This window comes from Acinetobacter sp. 226-1 (genome assembly GCF_030329325.1).
Classification (GTDB): domain Bacteria; phylum Pseudomonadota; class Gammaproteobacteria; order Pseudomonadales; family Moraxellaceae; genus Acinetobacter; species Acinetobacter sichuanensis.
Map to the genome: position 1 here is coordinate 291,108 of NZ_JACANU010000003.1, position 24,217 is coordinate 315,324.

23 protein-coding genes are annotated in these 24,217 nt (G+C 34.6%); 11 read left to right on the plus strand and 12 right to left on the minus strand.

Annotated features, from left to right (window positions below; translation table 11 throughout):
- Nucleotides 1-362: 362 nt before the first annotated feature.
- From HX124_RS07460 to ispH, 8 genes are all read right to left on the minus strand, one after another.
- Nucleotides 363-860 carry a type IV pilin protein gene (locus HX124_RS07460; RefSeq protein WP_286383709.1) on the minus strand — a complete coding sequence of 166 codons (498 nt, stop codon included), beginning with the start codon at nt 858-860 and terminating at the stop codon, nt 363-365.
- Nucleotides 854-1,318, minus strand: a complete 465-nt coding sequence (locus HX124_RS07465) for a type IV pilin protein (protein WP_286383710.1) — start codon at nt 1,316-1,318, stop codon at nt 854-856. Before HX124_RS07465 ends, HX124_RS07460 begins: the two co-directional genes overlap by 7 nt.
- Nucleotides 1,319-1,329: 11 nt before the next feature.
- Nucleotides 1,330-5,319 (minus strand): pilus assembly protein, encoded by a 3,990-nt coding sequence (locus tag HX124_RS07470; RefSeq protein WP_286383711.1) that lies wholly within the window; start codon nt 5,317-5,319, stop codon nt 1,330-1,332.
- A gap of 22 nt (nt 5,320-5,341) precedes the next feature.
- Nucleotides 5,342-6,058, minus strand: a complete 717-nt coding sequence (locus HX124_RS07475; protein WP_286383712.1) for a PilX N-terminal domain-containing pilus assembly protein — start codon at nt 6,056-6,058, stop codon at nt 5,342-5,344.
- Entirely contained in the window at nt 6,055-7,005 is a 951-nt protein-coding gene (locus tag HX124_RS07480) for a PilW family protein (protein WP_286383713.1), read from the minus strand. Before HX124_RS07480 ends, HX124_RS07475 begins: the two co-directional genes overlap by 4 nt.
- Nucleotides 7,006-7,629 (minus strand): type IV pilus modification protein PilV, encoded by a 624-nt coding sequence (gene pilV, locus HX124_RS07485; RefSeq protein ID WP_286383714.1) that lies wholly within the window; start codon nt 7,627-7,629, stop codon nt 7,006-7,008. It lies immediately after the preceding gene.
- Nucleotides 7,629-8,078 carry a GspH/FimT family pseudopilin gene (locus HX124_RS07490; RefSeq protein WP_286383715.1) on the minus strand — a complete coding sequence of 150 codons (450 nt, stop codon included), beginning with the start codon at nt 8,076-8,078 and terminating at the stop codon, nt 7,629-7,631. The genes pilV and HX124_RS07490 overlap by 1 nt, the downstream gene beginning before the upstream one ends.
- Nucleotides 8,079-8,211: 133 nt before the next feature.
- On the minus strand, nt 8,212-9,162 hold the full coding sequence (gene ispH / locus HX124_RS07495; protein ID WP_107007126.1) for a 4-hydroxy-3-methylbut-2-enyl diphosphate reductase: 951 nt from the start codon (nt 9,160-9,162) through the stop codon (nt 8,212-8,214).
- 122 nt (nt 9,163-9,284) lie between these two features.
- Between ispH and gmk the strand changes: the two genes are divergently transcribed.
- From gmk to bfr, 6 genes are all read left to right on the plus strand, one after another.
- A complete protein-coding gene (gene gmk / locus HX124_RS07500) occupies nt 9,285-9,920 on the plus strand; it encodes a guanylate kinase (protein ID WP_107007127.1) in 636 nt (211 codons plus the stop codon).
- Between the two features lie 72 nt (nt 9,921-9,992).
- Nucleotides 9,993-10,274, plus strand: a complete 282-nt coding sequence (gene rpoZ / locus HX124_RS07505; protein WP_107007128.1) for a DNA-directed RNA polymerase subunit omega — start codon at nt 9,993-9,995, stop codon at nt 10,272-10,274.
- 200 nt (nt 10,275-10,474) lie between these two features.
- Nucleotides 10,475-12,577 (plus strand): RelA/SpoT family protein, encoded by a 2,103-nt coding sequence (locus HX124_RS07510; RefSeq protein ID WP_107007129.1) that lies wholly within the window; start codon nt 10,475-10,477, stop codon nt 12,575-12,577.
- A gap of 76 nt (nt 12,578-12,653) precedes the next feature.
- Nucleotides 12,654-13,037 (plus strand): deaminase RidA, encoded by a 384-nt coding sequence (ridA, locus tag HX124_RS07515; RefSeq protein ID WP_107007130.1) that lies wholly within the window; start codon nt 12,654-12,656, stop codon nt 13,035-13,037.
- Between the two features lie 171 nt (nt 13,038-13,208).
- Nucleotides 13,209-13,403, plus strand: a complete 195-nt coding sequence (locus HX124_RS07520) for a bacterioferritin-associated ferredoxin (RefSeq protein WP_286383716.1) — start codon at nt 13,209-13,211, stop codon at nt 13,401-13,403.
- Between the two features lie 288 nt (nt 13,404-13,691).
- Nucleotides 13,692-14,156: a heteropolymeric bacterioferritin subunit Bfr gene (bfr, locus tag HX124_RS07525; RefSeq protein WP_107007132.1), complete on the plus strand. Its 465-nt coding sequence runs from the start codon at nt 13,692-13,694 to the stop codon at nt 14,154-14,156.
- A 52-nt stretch (nt 14,157-14,208) separates the two neighbouring features.
- Here the strand turns inward: bfr and HX124_RS07530 are convergent, their stop codons facing one another.
- Both HX124_RS07530 and HX124_RS07535 read right to left on the minus strand, forming a co-directional pair.
- On the minus strand, nt 14,209-15,849 hold the full coding sequence (locus HX124_RS07530) for a PglL family O-oligosaccharyltransferase (protein WP_286383717.1): 1,641 nt from the start codon (nt 15,847-15,849) through the stop codon (nt 14,209-14,211).
- Nucleotides 15,850-15,909: 60 nt separating this feature from the next.
- The gene (locus HX124_RS07535; RefSeq protein WP_286383718.1) at nt 15,910-16,365 is read right to left on the minus strand and encodes a pilin; all 456 of its coding nucleotides are present in this window, start codon (nt 16,363-16,365) and stop codon (nt 15,910-15,912) included.
- A 199-nt stretch (nt 16,366-16,564) separates the two neighbouring features.
- Here HX124_RS07535 and HX124_RS07540 point away from each other — a divergent pair, with 199 nt between their 5' ends.
- The 5 genes from HX124_RS07540 to HX124_RS07560 all read left to right on the plus strand — a co-directional run bounded on the left by HX124_RS07540 (nt 16,565) and on the right by HX124_RS07560 (nt 22,138).
- Complete coding sequence (locus HX124_RS07540) at nt 16,565-17,701, plus strand: glycosyltransferase family 4 protein (protein WP_286383719.1); 1,137 nt, start codon at nt 16,565-16,567, stop codon at nt 17,699-17,701.
- Nucleotides 17,698-18,810, plus strand: coding sequence for a glycosyltransferase (locus HX124_RS07545; RefSeq protein WP_286383720.1), 1,113 nt, complete (start codon nt 17,698-17,700; stop codon nt 18,808-18,810). Before HX124_RS07540 ends, HX124_RS07545 begins: the two co-directional genes overlap by 4 nt.
- A 102-nt stretch (nt 18,811-18,912) precedes the next feature.
- Complete coding sequence (wecB, locus tag HX124_RS07550; RefSeq protein WP_286383722.1) at nt 18,913-20,004, plus strand: non-hydrolyzing UDP-N-acetylglucosamine 2-epimerase; 1,092 nt, start codon at nt 18,913-18,915, stop codon at nt 20,002-20,004.
- A complete protein-coding gene (locus HX124_RS07555; RefSeq protein ID WP_286383724.1) occupies nt 20,001-21,095 on the plus strand; it encodes a glycosyltransferase in 1,095 nt (364 codons plus the stop codon). Before wecB ends, HX124_RS07555 begins: the two co-directional genes overlap by 4 nt.
- 2 nt (nt 21,096-21,097) lie before the next feature.
- Entirely contained in the window at nt 21,098-22,138 is a 1,041-nt protein-coding gene (locus HX124_RS07560; RefSeq protein WP_286383725.1) for a class I SAM-dependent methyltransferase, read from the plus strand.
- Here HX124_RS07560 and HX124_RS07565 read toward each other — a convergent pair.
- Both HX124_RS07565 and HX124_RS07570 read right to left on the minus strand, forming a co-directional pair.
- Nucleotides 22,128-22,973: a hypothetical protein gene (locus HX124_RS07565; RefSeq protein ID WP_286383727.1), complete on the minus strand. Its 846-nt coding sequence runs from the start codon at nt 22,971-22,973 to the stop codon at nt 22,128-22,130. The two genes, HX124_RS07560 and HX124_RS07565, sit on opposite strands and share 11 nt — an antisense overlap.
- A gap of 7 nt (nt 22,974-22,980) precedes the next feature.
- Nucleotides 22,981-24,210 carry a lipopolysaccharide biosynthesis protein gene (locus HX124_RS07570; protein WP_286383728.1) on the minus strand — a complete coding sequence of 410 codons (1,230 nt, stop codon included), beginning with the start codon at nt 24,208-24,210 and terminating at the stop codon, nt 22,981-22,983.
- Between the last annotated feature and the right edge of the window lie 7 nt (nt 24,211-24,217).

Below are 24,217 nucleotides of genomic sequence, written 5' to 3' on the forward strand. Positions count from 1 at the left end.
TATTTTTAAAAACAAAATAACAGAAAGATAAAAGGTTATTTTTCAAGATAATCGGAATAACACTTTGATTTAAAAAAATTTTATTACAATAAAATGAAATAATTATCACTTAATCAATAGATTAAAAAAAATCTATCACATAATATAAATTATTAACAAAATAAAACTACTATTAGATAGATATCGTGATTAGAAACAACTAATAAAAAAAAATATGGAAAATAAAACAATAATACTTACTATTTTTAGGACTTATTTTTAAAATAAAAAATGATACACCTGAGATTTACATCAAAAAAAACCTAATGAAAACTTCTATTTTCATTAGGTCAATTAAAAATTTAATCAACACAGATAAATACTTAACGCCCATCCCATATTGAACTAGAAGATAATGCACATGTTGTAGCAGCTTTTACCCAGTATTTTTGTCCATCATCATTTAGACAGACAACACCATTATCTTTTTGACTTGTGGTTGAAATAGGCGTAGCGGTTAATCGCCAAGAACGGTTACTAAAACCCACAGTATTAGTCCCATTTGTAGTTGGTGGTTTTCCTGTACCGTCTGTTAAGGTAATCACATAATAAGCTGTGCCTGTCTGTGGAAAATTCATTGAGTTTCCCGTACCACCAATAGTTGTAAAATCTAAATTCTTATAACTCTGATTAGTCACATAATATGCTTGAAATCTATGTGCTATTTCGATCAATTTAGTTTGTACCTCAGCTCTATTTGTCCTTACTTTATATTGAATATAAGATGGATAAGCAATAGCAGCTAATATGCCAATAATTGCAACTACAATCATTAGCTCAATTAATGTAAATCCTTGATTATTCTTATTAGAACTCACCATTCATTTACCCCTCCAACACCACAATTACTATAGCTAATATTGGCGAAAGCCGTATTTTTACATTTATAGCCTTTACTATCTAATAAGAAACTAAATTTTTTACTATAAGAATCGTTAGCATTTGCCTTCATTACCCAGCTTTGTCCTGTCGCAGTACTATCATTTAAAGCTGGATTTGTTGCCATTCCATCTACAATAAGAAGTGTATAACTTGTGTTAGGAATATTATATGTCGTAGAACCAAGAGCAAAGCCAACATAGCTAAAGTTTCTTGCTTTATGTTTTTCTAACTCTTGAGCAATTCTAAGCATTTCTTGGTTCACTTTTGCAGCTTCTGCTCTCCTCATATATTGTTGATAAGATGGAATTGCGATTGCAACAATAATTGCCACAATCACTATCACAAACATCAATTCTATAAGTGTAAATCCTCTTTTCTTCCTTATTGTATTTTTCATTTTTATTCACCTTACATATTTCTTTCAGACCATTTTATTGGCTCAAGCTTTAAAGGTGTTTGATATTGTGCATTTACAGCCCCATCCTTACCACTCAAAGGACCTATTCTTGAACCATTATTTGTACTCATCCCTCCTACAATAACGGGTATTACACCAGCACCAACATCACTTCCCATACTTGTTGCAGTTGAAAAACTACGACCATCGGTTGATGTACCACAATTAACACCATCTGCGTTCATATTTCCAAAAGGTAAACAATAATTTTTGACATATGAGCGACCTTTAATACCTGCGCTACAACTTGAAGATGTTCCATTATCTGCTGCATCAAAATAGCTTGTAAACAAGGTTCCTTTTATTGCAGAGAACTTACTTAAAACTTTATAACGTGCCACGCCAGTTGCTAAATTTGAATCAATGTCATTTCCACTTCTACCTAATGTATTAGCAGATAAAGTATTAAACCATCCTTTAGTTGTTATGAGATTCATATTTTCTAGCATTTTTACTGATGTCAAATTCGCTGCAATATCTTGCATATTTGCTGTAGTTGCAGTCCCAGTAAATAATCCAGTCGTTAAATTAGTATCATCTGTAATTGAATATAAATCTGTACGCCCCACATCACGATCAAAAATACCATACACTCGATCAGGAAGCCCCGTGGTAGTGGTTAAATCATTCGATACTGGCGAGCTTTGATCTCCTGAACCAATACTAATTACAGCATAGCGTGTAGCATTATTTGTGCCAGCTAAACCGCCAGTTAAATGTACTGTAAAAGTTGGCATATTATAAAAACGTGGAGCTACCTTACTTGCTCGCTCAGTATCAGTGATGAAGTTAGCAATTCGCACAATTCGTTTAACACTAAAATTTCTAGCTGGAGTTGCTATTGTTGCATCTGTAGAGCTGATTGAAGCTATATTATCAATATCAACACGAAAGACTTGTCCACCTAAATCTCCAAAATATAAGTTATCAATAAAACCATCACTATCTCGATCTACTGTTTTAATTTCACTGACTACACTATATTTTAGATCACTATTAAGGGTTTTTTGAGTCGTATTATCTGCTGTAGCAGAAGTTGAATTTGCTGTACTGCTCCCCCACCACAATAAATCTCCAGCAGTTACATTTTCTGTTGTATTTGATTCAGCCGCAAAAATATATACTCCATTACCTTTTGTTGCAGTGGTATTCGATTTATAAGATGGAGAGTCATAAACTGGATCATACCCTCCACCAACAATCATGACTAATTGAGGCTTACCTTTCCACTTTATCCAACCAACTGCTGGTTTTGACCAACTTTGCCCCATGCAATTTAAAGGAGTAGTGTTAGTACAAGCTCCAGTAGGAAGACCATTTGCCCCAACGGCTGTATTTCCTAATGTCTTAAATAAAAATTTTGGAGCACTTGATTCAATATTTTTCAAGTCAAGTCCATAATAATTCGCTCCACCACGTCTCAACCCACCATAAACATTGAGCTTATCTGCTTTTAGAGAATTACTTTCATCATTAGCTATATAATTTGCATAAACTGACCATGTACCATCAATACCTGAATAAAAGTCTGCTATTGTACTTTGAAGAGTTTTAGCAACAAAACCTTGCTTTTGTCGATCAATCATTTCTTTAGGTAAAAATGAGAACTTTTCCTCGCCAGAACTTGCATCTACAACTTGCAATAATCCTTGGCTCGTACCAAATAATATATAATCCTTACGATTAATATAATCACCAACATTAACAGCTGTAGCGCCAGAACCAGAGGCTTTTGTTGCAATCTTACTTTGAGTTGTAAATGCTAAAGGTGTTGAATTAATCGTAGCACCCATTTGTCGCAAAGGTGCTGCACCAACTAACGATGTTGGCACTGTTGGGGTTGAAACACCAAAACCCAATAAATTCAATAAATATGCTTTATCTGGATCTTGGCTTGCTCTTAATATTTCTGCTGTATTTGTAGTAGCAGTTGTATTATTAGAAGCAATTAAAGTTAAATCTGTATTCGCAGAAGTAATAGGTGATACTGTACTACCTGCAACAGTTCTATCTGTATAAAGTTTTCTACCTACTGCAGTTTGTACTGGAAGCTTGGCAGATACACCACCTTGAGTAGCATTTGCACTATCTGAACTAGAACTCCAAAAATCTGTTGTTGGGTTTAAATTTCCTGTTGTAGCATTAACAATATTATTTGAGTTTTTATCTTTAAATGTATTATCTACAGCCTTATATTTTTTTATATTTCCCACCCAAGTACCAACTGCTTGGCTTGAGCGTGTATCAGGTTGAAATTGAGAATAGTAAGCAAATGGCAATTGTTGCGTAACATTTAAAGTATCTACTGGAATTGAGGGAAGTCCACTATTTAAAGAAGGAATATCTGTTTGCAAATCAGCTACAAAATTTTTAATGCTATCTGCTAAATCTGAGGCAGATACAATAGGATAAAATCCTCCTTGACCATATCCACCAACTTTACCGCCTGAATTAAGAGCTACACTATCATTTTCCTTCTCCCCCAAATTACAGGCATTGATGGTATCTTGGGTTACTTGGGTTTCTATGTTATTCACAGTATAACTTTGTCCAACTGTTAATGAATTACATTTGTAGTATTTTCTAAGTTTTCCATTTACATCTGTTATATTTATGGATGCTGTATCTGCCATATACGGCATAAAACTATTACCAAAACCAGCTACAGCAACCTTTATACTTTGCTCGTTATTATAGAGTTTTTTTGCAAATTCTCCCATACACGTCCATCCAAAATCTGTAGTTCCACTTCCAACAGATTTTATCCTTCCACCACTATAATCATTTGGGCAAGCAAAACTAGAATCACCTAAAGCGTTTCTCATTAATACTTGAGCTGTTGTTCGAGGAGTTTGTGTTGGTGCAGCATTTGTAAGTAAAAATATTCCTGAACTATTGCAACTCTGACTATTTGCAGGTACAGGAGACAAATATTCATTTACATTTGAACTTTTCTTTGAGTTTGGATTAGAATATTCATAACCACTAGCTGCATAAGGTCCCCATGTTTTTCCACCTGAAATAAAAGCAGAAATAGCTTGTGGTTCAACAGATGTATTATCACTATTTCGAGTTGATTTACCTAACATATAGGCTCCCGCTTCAGCCAGTGCGCTTGCAATGGGTGCTTTACCACCACTATCAAGAGCAGTTACAGCAACCCTTAATTTAAAACGTTGATCACCATCTAAGGGAGTTGCTGTTGTCAAAGCTGGTACTAATATTTTCGCAGATACATCATTACCTCCTTTATGATAAGTATTAGCATCTGTAGCACTTTTACTCTGGAAGAAGCCATTTGCTGGATACTGTTTATTTCCACCTGTTGAAGTAATAATATAACTAGAAGGTGATTGTGCAGACATTTGCCCCAATCCTAGACGGATATTAGAGCTAACACTTTGGTCACCTAATAGTATAGACATAGCGATTTTCATACGATCTTGGCGACTATATTTGAATCCTTTGATCTTATTAATCTCAGCATTTTTTGTTGTAGTATTTGCACTATATAAATTAGAGCTTGTATAAGCCTCCCCACAATAAGGTATATTCCATGCAAAAGTCGAACCTTGTGTTCCATTCGTCAACGTTTGCTTACCATATACGACATCTAAATCATTTGTAGTAATAGATCTTAGATTGATACCTCTGCATTCTGGATAATCTAAATAAATAGATCCAGCATCAGAACCATCAGCTCGTGGCGGTCTAGGTCGTGGTGCTTGGCTTGATCCATCATTATCATCCATTCCTCCTGAAGAATCTAACATTAATAGTAAGCTAGTAACACCTTGTGTCGGTTGACGATAAATAAGTAAATCTGGAGGAGGTTCACTACTTACATTTGATGAAAACAACCCTCCAGCAACAAAAAAACCAATTGCAATTGCTAGTGTTTTTTTCTTGAAGTTCATGCTTTTTTTTTCAAAATTATTCATTTGTATTCTCCAATTTTTCACACTATTGAGGTGAGTTACTTTGTTTATAATCAGTAACTTGTGCGTTGTAAGGAATATCATTTGTTCTTAAACAACTGGTTTTTGTTGTTCCTGTAGGTGTTGCAGCTTCAGCAGGGTTGTTTTTCAAACAATTTATAAGGGTTGTATTCGTAGCACTTGACATCGCAGGCATTAGTGAAACAACATTTACTCTTATTCTCATTGCTGGATTTACGAGTTCAGTATCTGTTCCTGGAATATAATTTTCTAAAGGACTACTCGCTTTATTTTCCACCTTGATTGTAACTTGTGTCATAACTGCCTTACGACCACTGGTAAAATTATCAGCACTAGCTGGGTTACAATAACCCTTACTTAATCCAGTTCCGCTCACAAACTTGCCCACTGTGTTTGTATCAAAAGCCTGCTCATTATTACGTGTAAAACAATATGAAATTTCTTGCCCAATGTTTTCAGGCTGAGCTGCATAACCAATAGGACCAAATTTACTTGCATTAAAAATTTTCTGCTTCTCTGTTCCAGCTTCAAGTTTAAAGAAATAAGCATCCGTATTTTGTAGTAGTAATGATTGAGCTTGACTATTTGTTGCTACTTTTAAACTCAGTAAACCTTGACGTATTGCAATCGTTCCAATAATGGTAATCACGACCAATAAAATCAAAATAATAACCAAGGTATTTCCCAACTGCTGAGAAAAAGATGATGTCTGTCTATTCATGAACTCGCCCCCAAAGCATTTCTCAGCGCAATCGTTTGTGTTACAACTTGATGTAAAAACTTCTTGTCTTTAGTCACTAAACTTACATCTTGATCCAACACTCTAAATGTTGCTTTATTTTTATCTTCTAATTCTTTTGATGAGGAAACACTATCATTTGCTTTCATCAAGAGCCCTAACTGTATCCCCCTAATACGTGGCAAAGTTCCTGATGTTGGATAATTATTAATACTGATATACCTTAAGTTTTTTTGTGCTATCGCATCCACAGGTAAAGCCGATTGGTTTCCTGTACCTGTGCCTGCAGCAGCATTATCATCACTAACAGCCAATAAGATACGCATATACTCAACATTTTTTATAATAGTCTGCGCATTTGCATTTAAACCATTTAAAACGTAGGGCAACACAACCCCATCTGTGCCTTTCTCTGTAGGTTTTGTAAAAGGATAAAATCCAGCATCACACTTTAAATCACTGCCATCAATAAAATAGCGCTGTACAATCATGCTATTTGCTACGACATTATTACCTTCACAATCAACTGTATCCTCAGCAACATAATATTGAATCGTCAACTGATCACTTGCAGTATCAGTCAATTTTCCTGTCGCACTTTGTGAAGCATTGCTAGTTAATAGTGTGGCTGCAGGGCGTGATGTTAAATCACTTGGAAAGTTCGTATCTGCGATCACAATGCCACCAAACTTTGTTGTACTTGTTACTAATGGCTTTTCAGCATTGTAGTTAGCCTTACGTAAATCACTACTAATATAACTAATACCGAAGTTGGAATTATCCTGAATATCAGCCATTGCTTTTTGTAAGTTCAAACTCACTTGCCCAGTAATGAATAACTGTGTAGCAGCTGCCACTATTAATAATCCTAAGACAATTGCAACCATGAGTTCTACAAGCGTAAAACCCTTATTTTTATATTTTTTCATTTAATAAGCCTCCAAAATTACACATTTAGAGTTATCTTTATAAATTCCATACTGTGCACAACTATTTTCATCCGCACCATCACTTGGTGTTGTCTTATCCCAAGCTACATATATACACATTCTCTGATTAGCAATATCAGATGGGGAGACCGTTGTTTCTTCCTTACCATCAGCATTAGTTCCCGTTGTCGTTGTTGAACTTTTACAAGGTATTAAATTTATCTTCATACCTTGTGAAAAAGCCTTATTTACAACTTGCTGAACATCTTGTGTAGCCAACTGTGAACTTGTGCAACTATTTGTTTGATAACAGGATGACCATGTATAAGCATCTTCAGAATCTTTATTATTATTTATGGCACTTACATAAGCTGAACTGTCACTACTACTTTGAATAGCTGTATTATCCGCTTTTAATAATGTTAATGCATATGGATTTATTCGGATTCTTTCAGCAAAATCTCGTGCTATATTCATTGCTTGAACTCGATTTAATGCCTCATTTGTCGCTTCCACTGCTCTCAACTGTAAAGCTGTAAAGCCAAGCACACCAATTGCCAATAACAATAAAGCTACTAGGACTTCGATCATTCCTGCACCTTTTTCTTTTTTTAATTTATGCATTAGCAACTCCCCTCCCCATCCAAAGTAATTCCACCCATTCTTGTTAAAGTTATTGTTTTTGATTTATTAGCAGAAGCGTTACAGATTATGAAACTTGTAGATGAAAACACACCACTATTAGAATTTTTTAACGTTCCATCTGCTGTAAAAATAATAGTTGGAATACTTACAGGTGCCGTTAAAGCAGTTCCAGTACTAGGCTGCCAGTTATAGATATATTGCGTATCTGTGGCTGTTGAATTTAATTGAACTGTGATCTCTTTACGTAATAAAACAGCCTGGGTTTTAGCTGTTGTTAATGTTCTAATAAACTCTCTGGTTGTTGAATTTAACTTTTGCTTAGACAGAATATTTCCCATAGACGGAGCTGCCATGGCGGTAATAACCCCCAAAACCGCAATCGTCACCATGAGTTCAATCAGCGTGAAGCCCCTATTTTTTTTATTCATTTTGGTTCCTAAAACAAAACCTATTTATTAATATTCTATTAACAATTTATACAAAACCAATACATAGTAGACAAAAGGCATAAAAAAACCGATAACTGATTAACAGTTATCGGCATAAAATGTTAAGAAATATTTAAGCTTGCGTGACTTGTATTCTTAATTCTTTAGGTAAGCTAAAAGTTATATTTTCTTCACGTCCATCTAATTCTTGTGGTGCTTCTGCTCCCCAATCCTGTAAACGCTGTATCACTTGTTTAATTAAAATCTCTGGTGCAGATGCCCCTGCGGTTACACCAATTTTTTCAACATCCGTAAACCACTCTTTTTGTAATTCATCTGCATTGTCAACCAAATACGCATGTTTACCCATACGTTCTGCTAACTCACGTAAACGATTAGAGTTTGATGAATTTGGCGACCCTACAACAAGAACAATGTCACATTGCGTTGCTAAATCTCGAACAGCATCTTGACGATTTTGAGTTGCATAACAAATATCGTCTTTACGCGGTCCCTGAATCTTTGGAAACTTCTGACGCAAAGCATCAATAACTTTCGCTGTATCATCAATAGACAACGTTGTTTGTGTGACAAAAGCAACCTTTTCAATATCATTAATTTTTAAAGAATCAACATCTTCCTCATCTTCAACTAAATAAATTTGACCACCATTTTTAGTGTCATATTGCCCCATTGTACCTTCAACTTCTGGATGACCTTCATGCCCAATTAAAATGGCTTCGATGCCTTCACGAGCATATTTCGTCACTTCAATATGAACTTTAGTAACCAAAGGACAAGTAGCATCAAATACTTTTAAGCCACGACGCTCAGCTTCTTGTTGGACTTGTTTTGAAACACCATGCGCACTGAAAATTACAATATTATCATCAGGCACTTCATCAAGCTCATCAACAAAAATTGCACCACGTTGACGTAAATCATCAACTACAAATTTATTATGTACCACTTCATGACGAACATAAATGGGAGGATTAAAACACTCAAGTGCGCGATTGACGATTGCAATTGCACGGTCTACGCCTGCACAAAAACCACGTGGATTAGCCAATACAATTTTCATAACACCCTCAAGGCTCACTTAAATTTACTTAGAAAATGACAAACAATCTATAAAAGCTATTTTGTTTGTTCGCACTCTACTCTAAAATAGAGAAGATATTTTATCATATCAGGAAAAATATCATGTCGGGTCTATTGTTTGTCGTTTCTGCTGCATCAGGAACAGGCAAAACATCTCTCGTTAAAGCCCTGCTAGAACGTGTAAGTAATTTACATGTTTCTGTTTCTCATACTACACGTGGTCAACGTGTTGGTGAACTTGAAGGCGTTCACTATCATTTCACCACAAAAGAAATTTTTCTTGAACAAGTGAATCAAGGTGGATTCATTGAATTTGCTGAGGTTTTTGGTAATTATTATGGTACTTCACAAAGTACTGTAAGAGAACAATTAGCGAAAGGACATGATGTTTTACTCGAAATTGATTGGCAAGGCGCTGAACAAGTTCGCAAACTTTTCCCTGAATCTAAACAAATCTTTATTTTACCACCGACCCAATTTGATTTACGCCAACGCTTATCAAATCGTGGTACAGATTCGGTTGAAGTGATTGAACATCGTTTAAGTTGTGCTGTTGAAGACATGCAACAATATGTCAATTTTGACTATATCATTATTAATGATGATTTTAATAAAGCATTGCATGACTTAGAATCTGTGATTAATGCAAATCGCTTAAAACTCAGCCAACAAGCAAACAGACATCAACTTTTAATTCAAAAATTAATTACGCCTCAAGACAAAGGAAGCGATGATTAAACTTGAGTATAAAGTTAAAGCATTTTATACTGCACAGTCTATTTAAAAATTTACATTCATACGAGAACTCTTATGGCACGCGTAACCGTTGAAGATTGTTTAGACCATGTAGACAACCGCTTTGAGCTTGTACTAGTGGCAAGCAAACGCGCGCGTCAATTGGCACGTCAAGGCATTGAACCAACTGTAGAATGGGACAATGATAAACCAACTGTTGTTGCACTACGTGAAATTGCAGTCGGTCATGTAACCAAAGATATCTTGAAACAACGTGATCAAGATTACCAAACTTCAAGTCTTGACCTTGCGCTTTCAGTAAACAATTTAAATTTGGACGGTTTTTCTTTTCAATAAGTTGAACTTTCTTAAAAAGCCTAGTATTTACTAGGCTTTTTTATTGCAATTTATTTAGATAATCAATCGACAAAATTCAAAATATTTGTTAAAAAAATAGATACTTTTTAATTTTAAAATTGACAATTCATTCAATATGCTTTTCATTAGGGCATTAGTGAAATCTTTTTTAATTTTGTAACTCGGAAAATAGGTGTTCTATGCCAGGCCAAGAGGTCAGCCAAGCCAAGCGACAGCTCAATATTATTATCGACGCTTACTTAAAACCAAGCGAAGTCGAGCAAGTGCTTGCGGCATGTGATTATGCAGATATTGCACATGATGGCGTAACACGTAAAAGTGGTGAACCCTACATTTTACACCCTATTGCTGTGAGCTGTATCTTAGCGCACATGCGAATGGATGCAGAAACATTGATGGCTGCCTTATTGCATGACGTCATTGAAGATACTGATTTTAGTAAAGACGATATCACTGATAAATTTGGTCGTATTGTGGCTGAGCTTGTAGATGGAGTGACTAAACTCAGCCATTCTAGTGATAAAGAATACAATAAAGCCGCTTCATTTCGAAAAATTCTACAAGCGACTCTACAAGACCCACGTGTCATTATTATTAAGCTTGCTGACCGTTATCATAATATGACAACTTTGGGCTCTCTACGCCCTGATAAACGTGCTCGTATTGCTCAAGAAACCTTTGATGTTTTTGTACCTATGGCACGTTTAGTCGGTATGAATGAAATGGCAGATAACCTTGAGCATCTGTGTTATCAAAATCTTGACTTAGATATGTATAATGATGTGCAAGAATCTTTGCTATCAACCAAACCTGAACGATGTCAATATCAGACTGTTTGGGAACAAAATCTTGCAGACTTATTACATACTTATAGTATTGAAGGTCGTATTAAAAAGAAAAATAACAATATTGAATTACTGCGTCACTTTGTAAAAAATGAAATTGATTTACAAGAACTTACCCATAGCCATGCCTTCGAAATTATTTTAAAAACGATTGCTGACTGTGACCGTTTAGTTGAAGCTTTACGTGAAAATTTCCAAGTTCTGCATTATGAAGATCACATTCGTTATCCACTGCCTGGTGGAAATCAATCCTTAATGATTCGCCTTAAAGGTGAAAAAACCACATTATCTTTAACCATTCAAACCGAGTTAATGCGTAAAGCTGCTCGCTTTGGCGTAGTCTTGGGTGAAAATGCGCCTCAAGCCTGCCGCTCAGCCATTCAAGCCTCCATGAAAAATTTAAATATTTTAGTGGATGGTGACTGTGCTAAAACGACCTTTAATGATCTGTTAGATTATTTACATCAAGAGAAAATTTGGGTCTACACACCACATGGTCAACTTCATGAACTTCCTCAGGGAGCAACAGCCGTAGACTTTGCCTATTCTGCAAGTTTGTTTTTAGGTAATCATGCTGTAGGTGCTAAAATTAATGGTGAAATCAAACCACTTTCCACTCCCCTACAAAGTGGTCAAGTCATTGAAGTAATTACCGATGTATTAGCAACGCCAAATCCTGATTGGCTAAGTTTCATCAATACACAAAAAGCACGCCGTGCGATTCAAAATATTTTAAAAGATCAAGATATTGAAGAACAACGTTTAGTTGGGCAACAAGCCTTAAATCGTGCTTTAAAATTATTTAATTTATCAGTAAAAGATTTATCTGAGTCTGATTGGGCTGATTTATTACAATGGCGACATGTCAGCACCAAAGAAGCACTATTTGAACAAATCGCTGTTGGTGATTTACTGCCACAATTGGTTGCTAACCATTTATTTGCGCAAGACCAAGATGAAAATAATGCGTCACAACGTTTGATTCAAGGCACAGAAGGCGTTGATGTAAAATATGCACATTGTTGTAACCCTGTTCTTGGTGACCCAATTCAAGGGCATATTTCACGTCGTGGCTTAATTGTGCATCGCGCACGTTGTCATAACTTACTGCACGAACAACATTTGCATCCTGAAAATATTATGCCTTTGCATTGGAATTCAGAAACTGAAGATGATATTAACTTTAGTGCATATTTAAGTATTGATTTAGTGCTCAGTGATGAACAGATTTCTGAACTTATTTATTTATGTCGTAAATTAAAAACAGGTGTTGAGTCTGTACAAAGCCGTGATGACAAAACTTTTGTCAATATTGTGGTGAAAGATCGTAAACAAATTGCACAAATCATTCGTGAGCTACGCATGCTTTTTGGTTTCCCTCGCGTAACACGTCTTGCTATGCCCATTGCAATAACACCTGTTTCCAAAGCGTGTTAATCAGATAAACCGATATGTCTTTGGAGAATACAATTCATCCGATATGATGAATCTAATTGAAAAATAGGAGAAATTGATGTCCCGCCAAGTGATTCATACCGAAAATGCCCCAGCCGCAATTGGTACTTATTCTCAAGCAATTTTAGTTGGAAATACGCTATATCTTTCGGGTCAAATTGGTTTAGATCCGTATAGTATGGAATTGGTCGAAGGCATTGAAGCTCAAATTCGTCGTGTTTTTGATAACTTAAAAGCTGTATGTGAAGCAGCGGGTGGTTCTCTAGCAGATATTGTAAAACTGAATATTTTCTTAACCGATTTATCTCACTTCCAACTTGTAAACCAAATTATGGGTGAATATTTTGCTCAACCTTATCCTGCTCGTGCAGCTTTAGGTGTTGCTAGTTTACCAAAATCGGCTCTGGTTGAAATGGATGGTATTGTTGTAATAAACCAATAACATTATATTTATTCAATACTTATTTTAATTATAAAATACCACCGATCAGGTGGTGTTTTTTTATCCAAAAATACGATAAATAATTTTTAGCTATTTAAATGAATTTCATTGACAAACGATAACAATTATCAATAATATCTATTATCGCATTTAACACTGTGGTTCATTCTCATGTACGTTTGCTTGTGTCGTGGTATTACAGATCAAGATATTAAAGATGCCATGGCTGATGGCGCTGAAAGCTATCGTGAAATTCGTGACTTACTCGACTTGGGTACATGTTGCGGACGTTGTGCCTCTGAAGCAAAAAGTATCATTAATGAAGAACTGGCTTTAATTGCAGCACGTCTTTCTGTTGCTGCTTAGCATCTTAAACTCACACCAGATAACAATAATACTCTATGATCCTAACAGATCATCTTCCTCTCCCGCTTCGACTCAAGGCGGGTTTCTTTTATATAATAATCTTATTTTTAAAGATCACTTTGCAGCAAAAATATTATTTAAGATGAAATGATCTTTTCTCATGATTTTGATTGCGATTTTCATTTGCCGTTCAATAAAGCCCTCGAAACTTTTGATAAATTTGATTAATATAAATTATGGATTGCCTTGAAATAATTTAAGGCACACGTTTTAAATGGAGCATTCACCATGAAAGGCAATCGTGACGTTATTAATCAACTTAACCAAGTGCTTTATCATCACTTAACAGCAATTAATCAATATTTTTTACACTCACGTATGTTTAATGATTGGGGTATTGAGCAATTAGGTTCAGCAGAATATAAAGAGTCTATTCGCCAAATGAAGCATGCCGATAAAATCATTGAACGTATCTTATTTTTAGAAGGCTTACCAAATTTACAACATTTAGGTAAATTATATATTGGTCAACATACGCTAGAAGTACTCAATTGTGATGTTCGTAAAGTGAAAGAAAATATTGAGGCTTTACAAAAAACCGTTGCGCTTGCTGAACAGCATCTAGATTATGTAACACGTGATCTTGCCCAAGAAATTTTAGAAAAGGAAGAAGAGTATTGGGATTGGTTAACCACACAAATTGATTTAACAGATAGCGTTGGTATTGAAAATTATATTCAAAGCCAGCTCTAACCAAGACTTAAATAAAAATCCCTTTATCAATGTAAAGGGATTTTTTTTATTGTTATTTCTCAGATTTAGGGAGTAAATCCTGATAATCATGTTTCTCTCGGTGTAATTCACCTAAGATCCAAAGTTGATGTTCTGCTTCTGCCTGCTTGCCATTAAAAGCTAAAACTTGAGCATATTTAAATAAATCATATTTAGAAGCTAAATTTGCCACCATACGATCAATATACTGTAACTGCTCATCAGACAACTTAGTAAATGGATTTAATCCAATCCACCAAATACGTTCTTTAAATTGTGATAATAACCAAATCTGTTGATTCATTACGTCTTGCTGTGTGGCTGTTAATGGTTTTTTGATATTTACAAACACACTTTGTTGGCGATATAGCTGATAATCTCGATACACCACCCCACATAAAACAATGCCGATCAGCACTAAACTCAATGTAACTGCTGGTTTTAAATTTTTACTTGGTAAATAAGAATATTGTGCCTGAATAATACCAAGCAAGAGTCCCATAGGTAATAAAAAATATGCGTAATGAATTGGATATTCTAAAAATGCATGAATTAAAATTGCACAAACCATTAAAGTTGCAACTAAAGAAATAGGTTCTTTAATGCCTTTATTTAACCAATATAACCAACCTGCAACATATAAAACAATCAACCCACCAATTGGAATACCATTCCAAATTAATAAATCCAAAATGACATTATGTGCAGTCTTATACCATTCCCAATTTGGTCTTAAATCAAAAGCTGCAATTTGTGCCATACCTGTTTGATTCCAACCATAACCAAACCATGGCTGTTGTTGAATGGCTACCCAAGCTTGCGACCACATATCTAAGCGCTTATAACCTGAAGAAGCTCGCTCCACAACAGTTGCAGTATCTACAACGCCTTGTGTTGAAATTTCATTCATTAAATGATTTAAATAAGGCAAACAACCAATCGCAGCGACAAAAACACCAACCCACATTAATAATTTTACAAAATTAAATCTTTTTGGTTTATTAAATTGTTTGATCGCTAAATAAATTAAAACAAATATACATACGACCCAAGAAGTACGTGATTGAGTCAAGGCAATTGTAAAAAGTAGAACCAAGCTTGAAGGTACAAGAATAAAATTCGAAATCAAGCGTTTTTCATAAAAATATAAACAGGCGAAAACACCCATTGTTAAAAAAGTCGCTAAGTTATTGGGTTGGGCAAAGTTAGCATAAGGACGATTTCCTTTTAAAAAATTCATGAATGGTGCAAAGTATGAATTTATCCCAAGCCATTGGAAAATCGCAATCATGCTTGAAAGCAAAGCCACAATCAAAATCACAATACTTATCGCTGTAAAGGTTTTTTCTCGATGCGCTTTTTCTAATGATAAGTTATAACCTACCACAACCATCAGCCAGAACATCAACAGATATGCTGTACATAACAAAGCATTACTAAAATAAAGAATCTGCCCAAAACCATATTGAATTATTGGAATCAATAGAATAGGAAGTGCTAAAAGCTGTGGTTTTGGAATTTTTAAATCTTTTTTCACAAACATACATAACAGTGTAATGCCTGATAAAAAAGCCAAAACTTCACTACCAAAAGTTGTCCATGGCAGTTTATGAAATGGCAAGAGATATGCCAATGCTAAAAACAATGCGGAGAGTATAGGTAAAATGGCTTTCATTGAAAAATGCGCAAAAAAAAACTGAGTGAATTATACACTTAGCTTAATGTATCTCGATAACTAAATACCCTTACAAGTCGATGGCAAATATATCTGCCTTATATTATTAGAGGCACATTCCCATTGAGCTGCTCCATTCCCAGCATAATTCATCATCGCAAAAATTAGTTGTTTACCTGCTATCCCTGCATTTACACCAACATTTGAAAATTTAAACTCAAAAGCACATACTGCACCAGTATAAGTTGTATTTAAAGCAATAGATTGAACATATTTAGAATTAATGAAACCTGATGAGTCAAACCCTAAATCACTAACAGTAGTTGGGCAAGTACCACTTTCTCCATAAATAGTTATTAACTCTCCTTTATATATAGAAGCCATATTTAAAGCTTCTGATACATGAGCACGAGTCGTATAGTTTTGATATGCTGGAATGGCTATAGCCCCTAAAACTCCAATAATCATAACCACAATCATAAGTTCAATGAGTGTAAAACCTTTCGTAACTCCCATTTCTCATTCTCTATAAAGATGTAAGGCACTTAAAATATTACTTAAAAATTACTCATAAATAAAACAATTAAATTATTGTAAGAGAAAATTGACGTATTATGCCCTTTAGTGTCATTAATAGATATTATATTGCATTCTGTACCCTAAATAAGCTAAAAATCGATTATACTATTAAAGTAGTTTATAAATCCTAAACATTATGTCTAAGAAAAGAATTTTAATTATTACTCGAAATCTCCCTCCCCTTATTGGTGGAATGGAACGATTGAATTGGCATATAGCAGATGAGCTTAGCCATAATCATGAGGTAATATTACTCAGCCATAATAAAGGAAAAAAAATTGCTCCTGCAAAATGTAATTTTTATGGTGTAAGACTGAGTCCTTTACCTATTTTTCTTATTTTAGCTTTTTTAAAAACTTTTTTTATTTGTTTAACTCAAAAACCTGATGTACTTTTCGCAGGAAGTGGATTAACTGCTCCAATTGTCGTTTTTTGGGCAAAAATATTCAGAAAAAAGAGCATTGTCTACATTCATGGACTGGATATCGCAACAAATCATCCTATTTATAATTTTATATGGGTACCTGCAATCCGAATAGCAGATAAAATTATTGCAAACAGTACACCTACATTTGATATTTGCATTACAAAAGGAGTCCAACAAAATAAATTAGCAATCATCTACCCTGGTGTTAGTTTTCCTCCAAAATTTAGAGATGAACAACTCATTCAACAATTAAAAAATCAATATAATTTACAGAATAAAAAAATACTGATTTCTGTGGGTAGATTGACAGAACGCAAAGGCCTAAATGAGTTTATTGATTTAAGTTTTTCTAACATTGTAAAAGCAATACCGAATACTGTACTTGTGATTATTGGGGATACACCAAATCAGTCTTTAAATAAAAATCTACAATCCAAAGAGCTTATTTTATCTACTGTAAAGAAACATAATATTGAGAATAATATTATCTTTACAGGTAATATTAATGATGATGAAGTATTATCGAGCTTTTATTATTTAGCTGATTTACATATTTTTCCAGTGAAACATATTCCAGATGACCCTGAAGGTTTTGGTATGGTGGCAATAGAAGCGGCTGCACATGGTACGCCTACCGTTGCTTTTGCTACAGGGGGAATTGTGGATGCAGTAAAAGATGGTGTTTCAGGTTGTTTGGTAGAAAAAAACAACTACGAAGTGTTGGCTAAGCAAACGATAATGGCATTAAAACAGACTAAAAATATTGAGCAATGTCAGCATTTTGCAGGGCAGTTTGAATGGAGTATTTTTGGCAAAAAGATTGTTGAAGCGAGTGTACTGAAGTGAATATTCTATTCATCGGAAAACGTTTTTATACAAATCGAGATGCACTTACAGAAAAGTATGGGCGAATTTATCAATTACCCTATCATTGGGCAAAGACTGGAGTTGATACCAAACTCTGGCTCATTGACTATCACTCAACTGAGTTTATAGCACAACAAGACGACAGTTTAGCAATCATTTCTACACCAGTAAAAAATGGCAGAGTGATCAAACAATATTGGCAAGAAAGTAGAAGTAAAAAAAAGCCAGATATTATTATAGCTAGTGGTGATTGCTATATTGGCCTGCTAGGTTATCATTTAGCGAAAAAATTAAACGCTAAGTTCGTGTTTGATGTTTATGACAAATATGATGAATTTGGTGGGTATATAAAACTTTTAGGTTTTGATTTATTCGCCTATTTGTTAAAAAAATCAGACCTAAGAATGTTCGCTAGCCAAGCTCTGTTAAAACAATTGGGTATATTGGAACATGATTTTATCCTAACAAATGGAATCGATAGAAAACTATTTAGAAAGATCGACAAAAGTGAAGCTAGAGATAAACTAAATATTCACACAGGGAATAAAATAGTAGGTTATTTTGGTAGCATGGAGGCTGATCGTGGTGTGGCTGATCTAATTCAAGCGATAATAATCTTACGTTCTCAGTCTATTCCTGTAGAATTATTTCTTGGTGGAAAATCTAACCCTGAGTTAAACCTAAACTTACCTGGAATCCATTACTTAGGAAATATAGCTTTTTCTGAAATTTCTTACGTACTAGCGGCTTGTGATATTCTTGCCATACCTTACAGACGATCACCCTTTATGGATGCGGGTGCATCAAACAAGATAGTGGAATCCATTGCTTGTGAACGCCCAATAGTTGCTACAAAATCACCAAACTTGTATGCAAATTTTGCTAAACAAGCTTTGGAGCTAGAAAAATACCTAGCGGAACCTAGTAACCCTAGGAGCTTAGCTATGGTTATAGAAAGGCAACTGTTGGATCAAAAAATCGTTTCGCAACCAAATAATATATATTGGGAAGATATTTCAACCAATGCTAAAGAGCATATCGAAAATATGTTAAAATTAGATAATATCAAAATATTTAACAAAGGGTAAATATGAAAAATAAAACAGATTTTGATTGGGAAAAATGGGGCAAGGGCGATCCTTATTCTGAAGTACTTTCTAGCGATACGTGATTCTGAATAGAAAATGAATATGTTGAAAACAATAATATGTGTGGTTGGTACTAGGCCTGAAGCGATCAAAATGGTGCCTGTTATTCGAGCTTTAGAAGCTAGTACATGGGCTAGGTGCGTAGTTATAGCTACCGCTCAGCATCGAGAAATGTTAGATCAAATGTTGCAGCGTTTTAATGTAGTTGTAGATTATGATCTTAATTTAATGCAGGCCAATCAAGGTATGAGTCAACTTTTAGCATGCATACTTTCAGAGTTAGATAATATTATTAAAAAAGAGAAGCCTCATGCTCTTCTTGCTCAAGGGGACACTACCAGCGTTTTGGGTTCTGCATTAGCGGCATTCAATGCACAAATACCCTTTGGTCATGTAGAAGCAGGTTTGCGAACATATAATTTGAAACATCCCTTTCCTGAAGAGGGTTATCGACAAATGATTTCTAAAATAGCAAATTGGAATTTTGCGCCAACAGAATTAGCTGCAAATACTCTTATCAAGGAAGGTGTATTAAAAGAAAAAGTATTTGTTACAGGTAATACTTGTATTGATACTTTATTAATGACCGCCGAGCAGTTACCTCTAGTTAATAAAAGACAAGAGAAAATTTTAGTATTGACAGTACATAGACGAGAAAATTTTGGACAGCCCTTAGAAAATGTTTTTAAAACTGTAATAAAAATTTTAGAAAATTTTAAAAATGTAAAGGTAGTTTATCCAGTACATCCTAATCCACATGTAAAAAATCTTGCTTATTCCTTGCTTATACACCCACGTATAATACTGAAGGATCCTCTTGATTATTTTGATTTTATTGAATTACTATGTCAAGCAGATTTAATTTTAACAGATAGTGGTGGTATTCAGGAGGAAGCCCCTGCTTTAGGAAAACCCGTATTTATTTTGCGTGAAACAACTGAGCGACCAGAACCTGTTAGTGCAGGTAGAGCAAAATTAGTTGGTACAAATAAAGATTATATATATCACGAAGTATCCTCATTACTATTAAACGAGAACTTATACAGAAAGATGGCAAAACCATATTTTCCTTATGGAAAAGGAGATGCTGCGGAAAAAATAATATCAATTTTACAATCTGAACTTAAAGTATGAAAATTTTATTTGTCTTGCCACGAATGGTTACAGGTGGTGTTGAAAGAATAACTTTACGGTTAATAAAAGAATTACAGCAGAGAGGACATGAATGTGCATTTGCTTTAAGAAAAGCACATGGCGAATTTCTTCCTGAAGCAGAAGCTCTATGTCCAGTCTATGAGATAGCGAATAAGAGTTTATATCAATTTATACCAAACCTAAGCAAACTGATTCATACTTGGCAGCCAACCCATATTGTTACAGCATTTTCAGATATCGGATTTCTCACTTTTCTAGCGATTAAGCATTCTGGTCAAAACTTGTATTGGCTACATAGTGTACACGGACCACATGACATTATTACCGCCAGACCAACTTTTATAGGTCATCTACGTTTTGAGTTGGATAAATTATTTGCAACCATAGTATACAAAAAAACCAACAAAATTATTGCTGTTTCTAATGGTGTAAGACAAGATATTCTTAAACAATTTAAATGTGCCAAGACTAAAGTTGTCACTATTTATAATCCTGTTTTAGATAAATCACATTTTATACCTAAGCCAAGCACCCCTCCCAATAGTCCTAAAAAAATTATTGCTTTAGGAAGATTAACGCGACAAAAGGGTTTTGATCTTCTTATTCAAGCAATGCACAAAGTTCCACAACCTTGGCATTTAGAAATTTGGGGTGATGGAGAAGAAAAACAAAATTTACAAAAACTGATTGATTCTTTAGATTTAAACACACATATCACATTAAAAGGTAATACTAACCAACCTTTTAATATCTTAAGACAAGCCGACTTATTTGTTTTATCTTCTCGTTTTGAAGGCTTACCGACGGTTTTAATTGAGGCTATTTGTTGTCAATGTAATATTATTTCAACTAATTGCCCTCATGGTGCAGCAGAAATTTTAGAAGAAGGCCGTTGGGGAATGTTAGTAAAAAATGAAAATATAGAAGCTTTAACACAAGCAATTATTGAGAAACTCAATAATTATAAATCTATTTCTCCAGAACTTCTACTCAACAGAGCATTTGATTTTTCTATAGAAAAAGCTGTAGATGAATGGGAAAAGCTCTTTAAAAAAAATAAGGAAGATTAGTAATGGAAAACTCAACTTGGTCACGTGGCGAACTCACATTTTTAGAATGTTGTCCTGCTTGTAAACATGAAATTGATTATGAACCTATTTATAAAAGAAATGATGATGAAGGGCTCATGCAAGATACCTGGAATATATATAATTGTCCTTTTTGTAAATCTCTCTTTGTTAATCCAAGGCCTGCAGAAAATAGTCTTGCCGCTCTTTACCAAGACTACTTAACACATAAACCAACACAAAGTGAAGCTGTCTTTACTAGTGAATCTTTATTTTGGAAATTAGTGAGGGGATATCTAGCAGAAAGTCTAGGCATTAACTTCGATAAAAATTCGTTGAGTATTGGTTATATATTATTCAACTTATTTCCACCTTTACGTTATAAATTAGATCGTTTTGGGCGAAATCTAACAATAAAAAACTTTAGTAAGAAAGGAAAACTACTCGATCTAGGGTGCGGTGCAGGTGATTTTTTGAATATAGCTAAGCAAATGGGCTGGGATTCTTGCGGATGTGATTTTGATCCTATCATTATTGAACAATGTAAAAATAAAGGTTTAAACGTCCGTTTAGGAGGGTTAGATTCCTTCCATAAAGATGAAATGTTTGATGTCATTACTATGAATCATGTTATAGAACACGTTATAGATCCTCAGCAAACTATTAAAGACTGCTTTAAAAAGCTTAATCAAGATGGATGTCTTTGGATAGGAACACCTAACCCTCAAGCTAGTGTTGCTAAAGCATTCGGTAAGAACTGGGTCGGACTACATCCCCCTTATCATTTATGTATTCCATCACAAGCTGAATTATTACGTTGGCTAGATGAAGCAGGCTTTCAAAATATTAAAATCTTAGATAGAGGACCACATGCAAAATTTAATTGGCTAGAAAGTTTAAAACTGACGGAAACCCTCAAAGATAATCAACCCTCTATTTTACGTACTCTGAAATGGTACTTAATTATGGACTGTATGAATTGCATCACTCCTAAGTATGGTGAGGAGACAGTAATAATTGGTTATAAAAAACCACCTATATCTTAGGTGGTATAATTAACTTACAGTTTGGGTGCTTATCTAATTTTTTTGCATGATTTTCTTTAGTAATACAGGCAATTAAATGCATAAATAATTTTACAGCTAGTGGAGAAAAGCTAATTAACTCCTGTATTTTAGTAATTTTACCCACCTTATAAGGTTGAACATTTTTATTCTTATTTTCATTCCAAATATAAGTATAATCTGATTGCTGTATAAAAATACTTTTATGCTTGGCTTTTTTTGTTCTTACAATAATATAAGTCTCATTTTGAGTTCTAATATTGATACGCTCACCCTGACTAGGTTTCGTCACAGCGTACCATTTTTGCGGATCATATAAATCAGAAAAAAATATTTCTGTTTCTTCAAAGCCATTTTCGTTACTATAAAGCGAGAAGAAGAACTCTGCACTATATTGATAAAACCCATGCCCACAAAAGCCAGCTGCTGGCAAAATATGTAGGATAGTCCCATCTAACTTGCAAACGTCAATTGTATTTTGAAATGCTTGCGCCACATTAAAAATGTGTTCTGAGCAACCAAAGTCTATGATCGTGTGATATTGCTCCTTCAAAGCATTAGGTATTGAATTATTATAGTCATAGATAATACTTGCATCTTCATAATCTGAATTATCTATAGAATCGACATCTGTGGCATTGAAGTGAGTTTTTAACAGCCCCTCACACCATGCTCCTTGATCTGTACCTACCCATTTCTTTGCTAACCTTGGTCCTAGCAATACAGCTTGTCGTCCTAAAGTCAAGGTTTTACCTAAGTTAGAGTTCTTTTGCTTGTTATACTGCAAAAGTTGTAATGCATGAACATCAATACCCATTTTCTAATCAATCTCCAACTTTTTTATAAAATACAATTATTAAACTTAAAATCACCATAGTAGCTTCTGACACAACTAGAGCAAATATAATACCTAATACACTAAAATAAGAAGAAAATATAACTGCAGATGAAACTAGAATCACCATACCTAGAGCCTCTATTAAAGCTCTTAACCATGGTTTATCCATGCTCATTAAAATATTGGCCAAACTAATTCGAAGCAATAAAAATGGTATTACGTAACATAAATAACGTAATAAATCTGTCATTCCATGGTAATGAGAACCAAATATTAATTCAATCCAAGGTGCAATCCACCACAAAAAACCACTAATCACTACACCATAAATAAGTACAGTAATAAGAATCCAAACATTTAATTGCGAGAATGAATTAGCTGGAGCATTATGTGTTCTAAAGAGTTTTGGCAATGCTGCAAGTAACAATGCCATAATCGGCAAAGCGACAGCCCCCATAACTCTAGCTGCTGCAACATATACTCCACTCATGCCTAAAGGTAAAAGCTTAACCGCAAGCATTTTATCCATTTCACTGGGTCCTGCGGCTGTGATTGCTAAAGCAGCATAACCCGCACTATTTTTTAACTCTTGTTTATTGGCTAAACGCCAATCCTTTGGTCTAAGCCAAGCATTAGGCTTAAAAAACTTTCTACAAAATAAAGCAATTAAAGCAGTTCCAAGATACAACCAAGAAAATAATATAAGTGGTTCAGAGCTATTTACTAAAAAGACAAGACCAACTGCACATGTACGTAAAGCTAATGGAAAAATAACCCAAAACTGTGATTTAGCTGCTTCCCCCAATGCTAACTCTTCAATTGTAGATAATAAGAATAACGGCAATAAAATAATTTCCGTGACACCAATACACACAATAACGATAAATGAGGGGTTAAAACTATCAAAGAGCCGTGAACAAATCGCGACATAGAACATGAATAACCCACAACCAAAAATTAAAGTTGTAGGTACAGCAAAGCTTAAAATTTGAGTACAAAGTGTTGGGCTTTTCGACACTTCCCCTAATAACACTAAATGAGTACCAAATGTAGAAAATGTACCTATCAAAACTGCTAGAGCTGCAATACCAGCAAATAATCCGTAATCGCTGGCGCCAAGTAATCGAGCAACGAGCAATAAAGTTCCTGCTTGTACGAGGAGTCTTATCCCTAAAACGAAGCTTGTTCGTAAAGTAGATTTAGTAATTGGCCCCATACATTGA

What these genes read in the sequence shown, in the direction of transcription:
- pilV (WP_286383714.1), bottom strand. Translation starts at nt 7,629, where the DNA reads ATGCATAAATTAAAAAAAGAAAAAGGTGCAGGAATGATCGAAGTCCTA.
- HX124_RS07535 (WP_286383718.1), bottom strand. Translation starts at nt 16,365, where the DNA reads ATGGGAGTTACGAAAGGTTTTACACTCATTGAACTTATGATTGTGGTT.
- HX124_RS07490 (WP_286383715.1), bottom strand. Translation starts at nt 8,078, where the DNA reads ATGAATAAAAAAAATAGGGGCTTCACGCTGATTGAACTCATGGTGACG.
- HX124_RS07540 (WP_286383719.1), top strand. Translation starts at nt 16,565, where the DNA reads ATGTCTAAGAAAAGAATTTTAATTATTACTCGAAATCTCCCTCCCCTT.
- HX124_RS07510 (WP_107007129.1), top strand. Translation starts at nt 10,475, where the DNA reads ATGCCAGGCCAAGAGGTCAGCCAAGCCAAGCGACAGCTCAATATTATT.
- HX124_RS07565 (WP_286383727.1), bottom strand. Translation starts at nt 22,973, where the DNA reads ATGGGTATTGATGTTCATGCATTACAACTTTTGCAGTATAACAAGCAA.
- HX124_RS07560 (WP_286383725.1), top strand. Translation starts at nt 21,098, where the DNA reads ATGGAAAACTCAACTTGGTCACGTGGCGAACTCACATTTTTAGAATGT.
- ridA (WP_107007130.1), top strand. Translation starts at nt 12,654, where the DNA reads ATGTCCCGCCAAGTGATTCATACCGAAAATGCCCCAGCCGCAATTGGT.
- HX124_RS07465 (WP_286383710.1), bottom strand. Translation starts at nt 1,318, where the DNA reads ATGAAAAATACAATAAGGAAGAAAAGAGGATTTACACTTATAGAATTG.
- HX124_RS07530 (WP_286383717.1), bottom strand. Translation starts at nt 15,849, where the DNA reads ATGAAAGCCATTTTACCTATACTCTCCGCATTGTTTTTAGCATTGGCA.
- HX124_RS07570 (WP_286383728.1), bottom strand. Translation starts at nt 24,210, where the DNA reads ATGGGGCCAATTACTAAATCTACTTTACGAACAAGCTTCGTTTTAGGG.
- HX124_RS07520 (WP_286383716.1), top strand. Translation starts at nt 13,209, where the DNA reads ATGTACGTTTGCTTGTGTCGTGGTATTACAGATCAAGATATTAAAGAT.
- gmk (WP_107007127.1), top strand. Translation starts at nt 9,285, where the DNA reads ATGTCGGGTCTATTGTTTGTCGTTTCTGCTGCATCAGGAACAGGCAAA.
- ispH (WP_107007126.1), bottom strand. Translation starts at nt 9,162, where the DNA reads ATGAAAATTGTATTGGCTAATCCACGTGGTTTTTGTGCAGGCGTAGAC.
- rpoZ (WP_107007128.1), top strand. Translation starts at nt 9,993, where the DNA reads ATGGCACGCGTAACCGTTGAAGATTGTTTAGACCATGTAGACAACCGC.
- HX124_RS07480 (WP_286383713.1), bottom strand. Translation starts at nt 7,005, where the DNA reads ATGAAAAAATATAAAAATAAGGGTTTTACGCTTGTAGAACTCATGGTT.
- wecB (WP_286383722.1), top strand. Translation starts at nt 18,913, where the DNA reads ATGTTGAAAACAATAATATGTGTGGTTGGTACTAGGCCTGAAGCGATC.
- HX124_RS07460 (WP_286383709.1), bottom strand. Translation starts at nt 860, where the DNA reads ATGGTGAGTTCTAATAAGAATAATCAAGGATTTACATTAATTGAGCTA.
- HX124_RS07475 (WP_286383712.1), bottom strand. Translation starts at nt 6,058, where the DNA reads ATGAATAGACAGACATCATCTTTTTCTCAGCAGTTGGGAAATACCTTG.
- HX124_RS07555 (WP_286383724.1), top strand. Translation starts at nt 20,001, where the DNA reads ATGAAAATTTTATTTGTCTTGCCACGAATGGTTACAGGTGGTGTTGAA.
- HX124_RS07470 (WP_286383711.1), bottom strand. Translation starts at nt 5,319, where the DNA reads ATGAATAATTTTGAAAAAAAAAGCATGAACTTCAAGAAAAAAACACTA.
- bfr (WP_107007132.1), top strand. Translation starts at nt 13,692, where the DNA reads ATGAAAGGCAATCGTGACGTTATTAATCAACTTAACCAAGTGCTTTAT.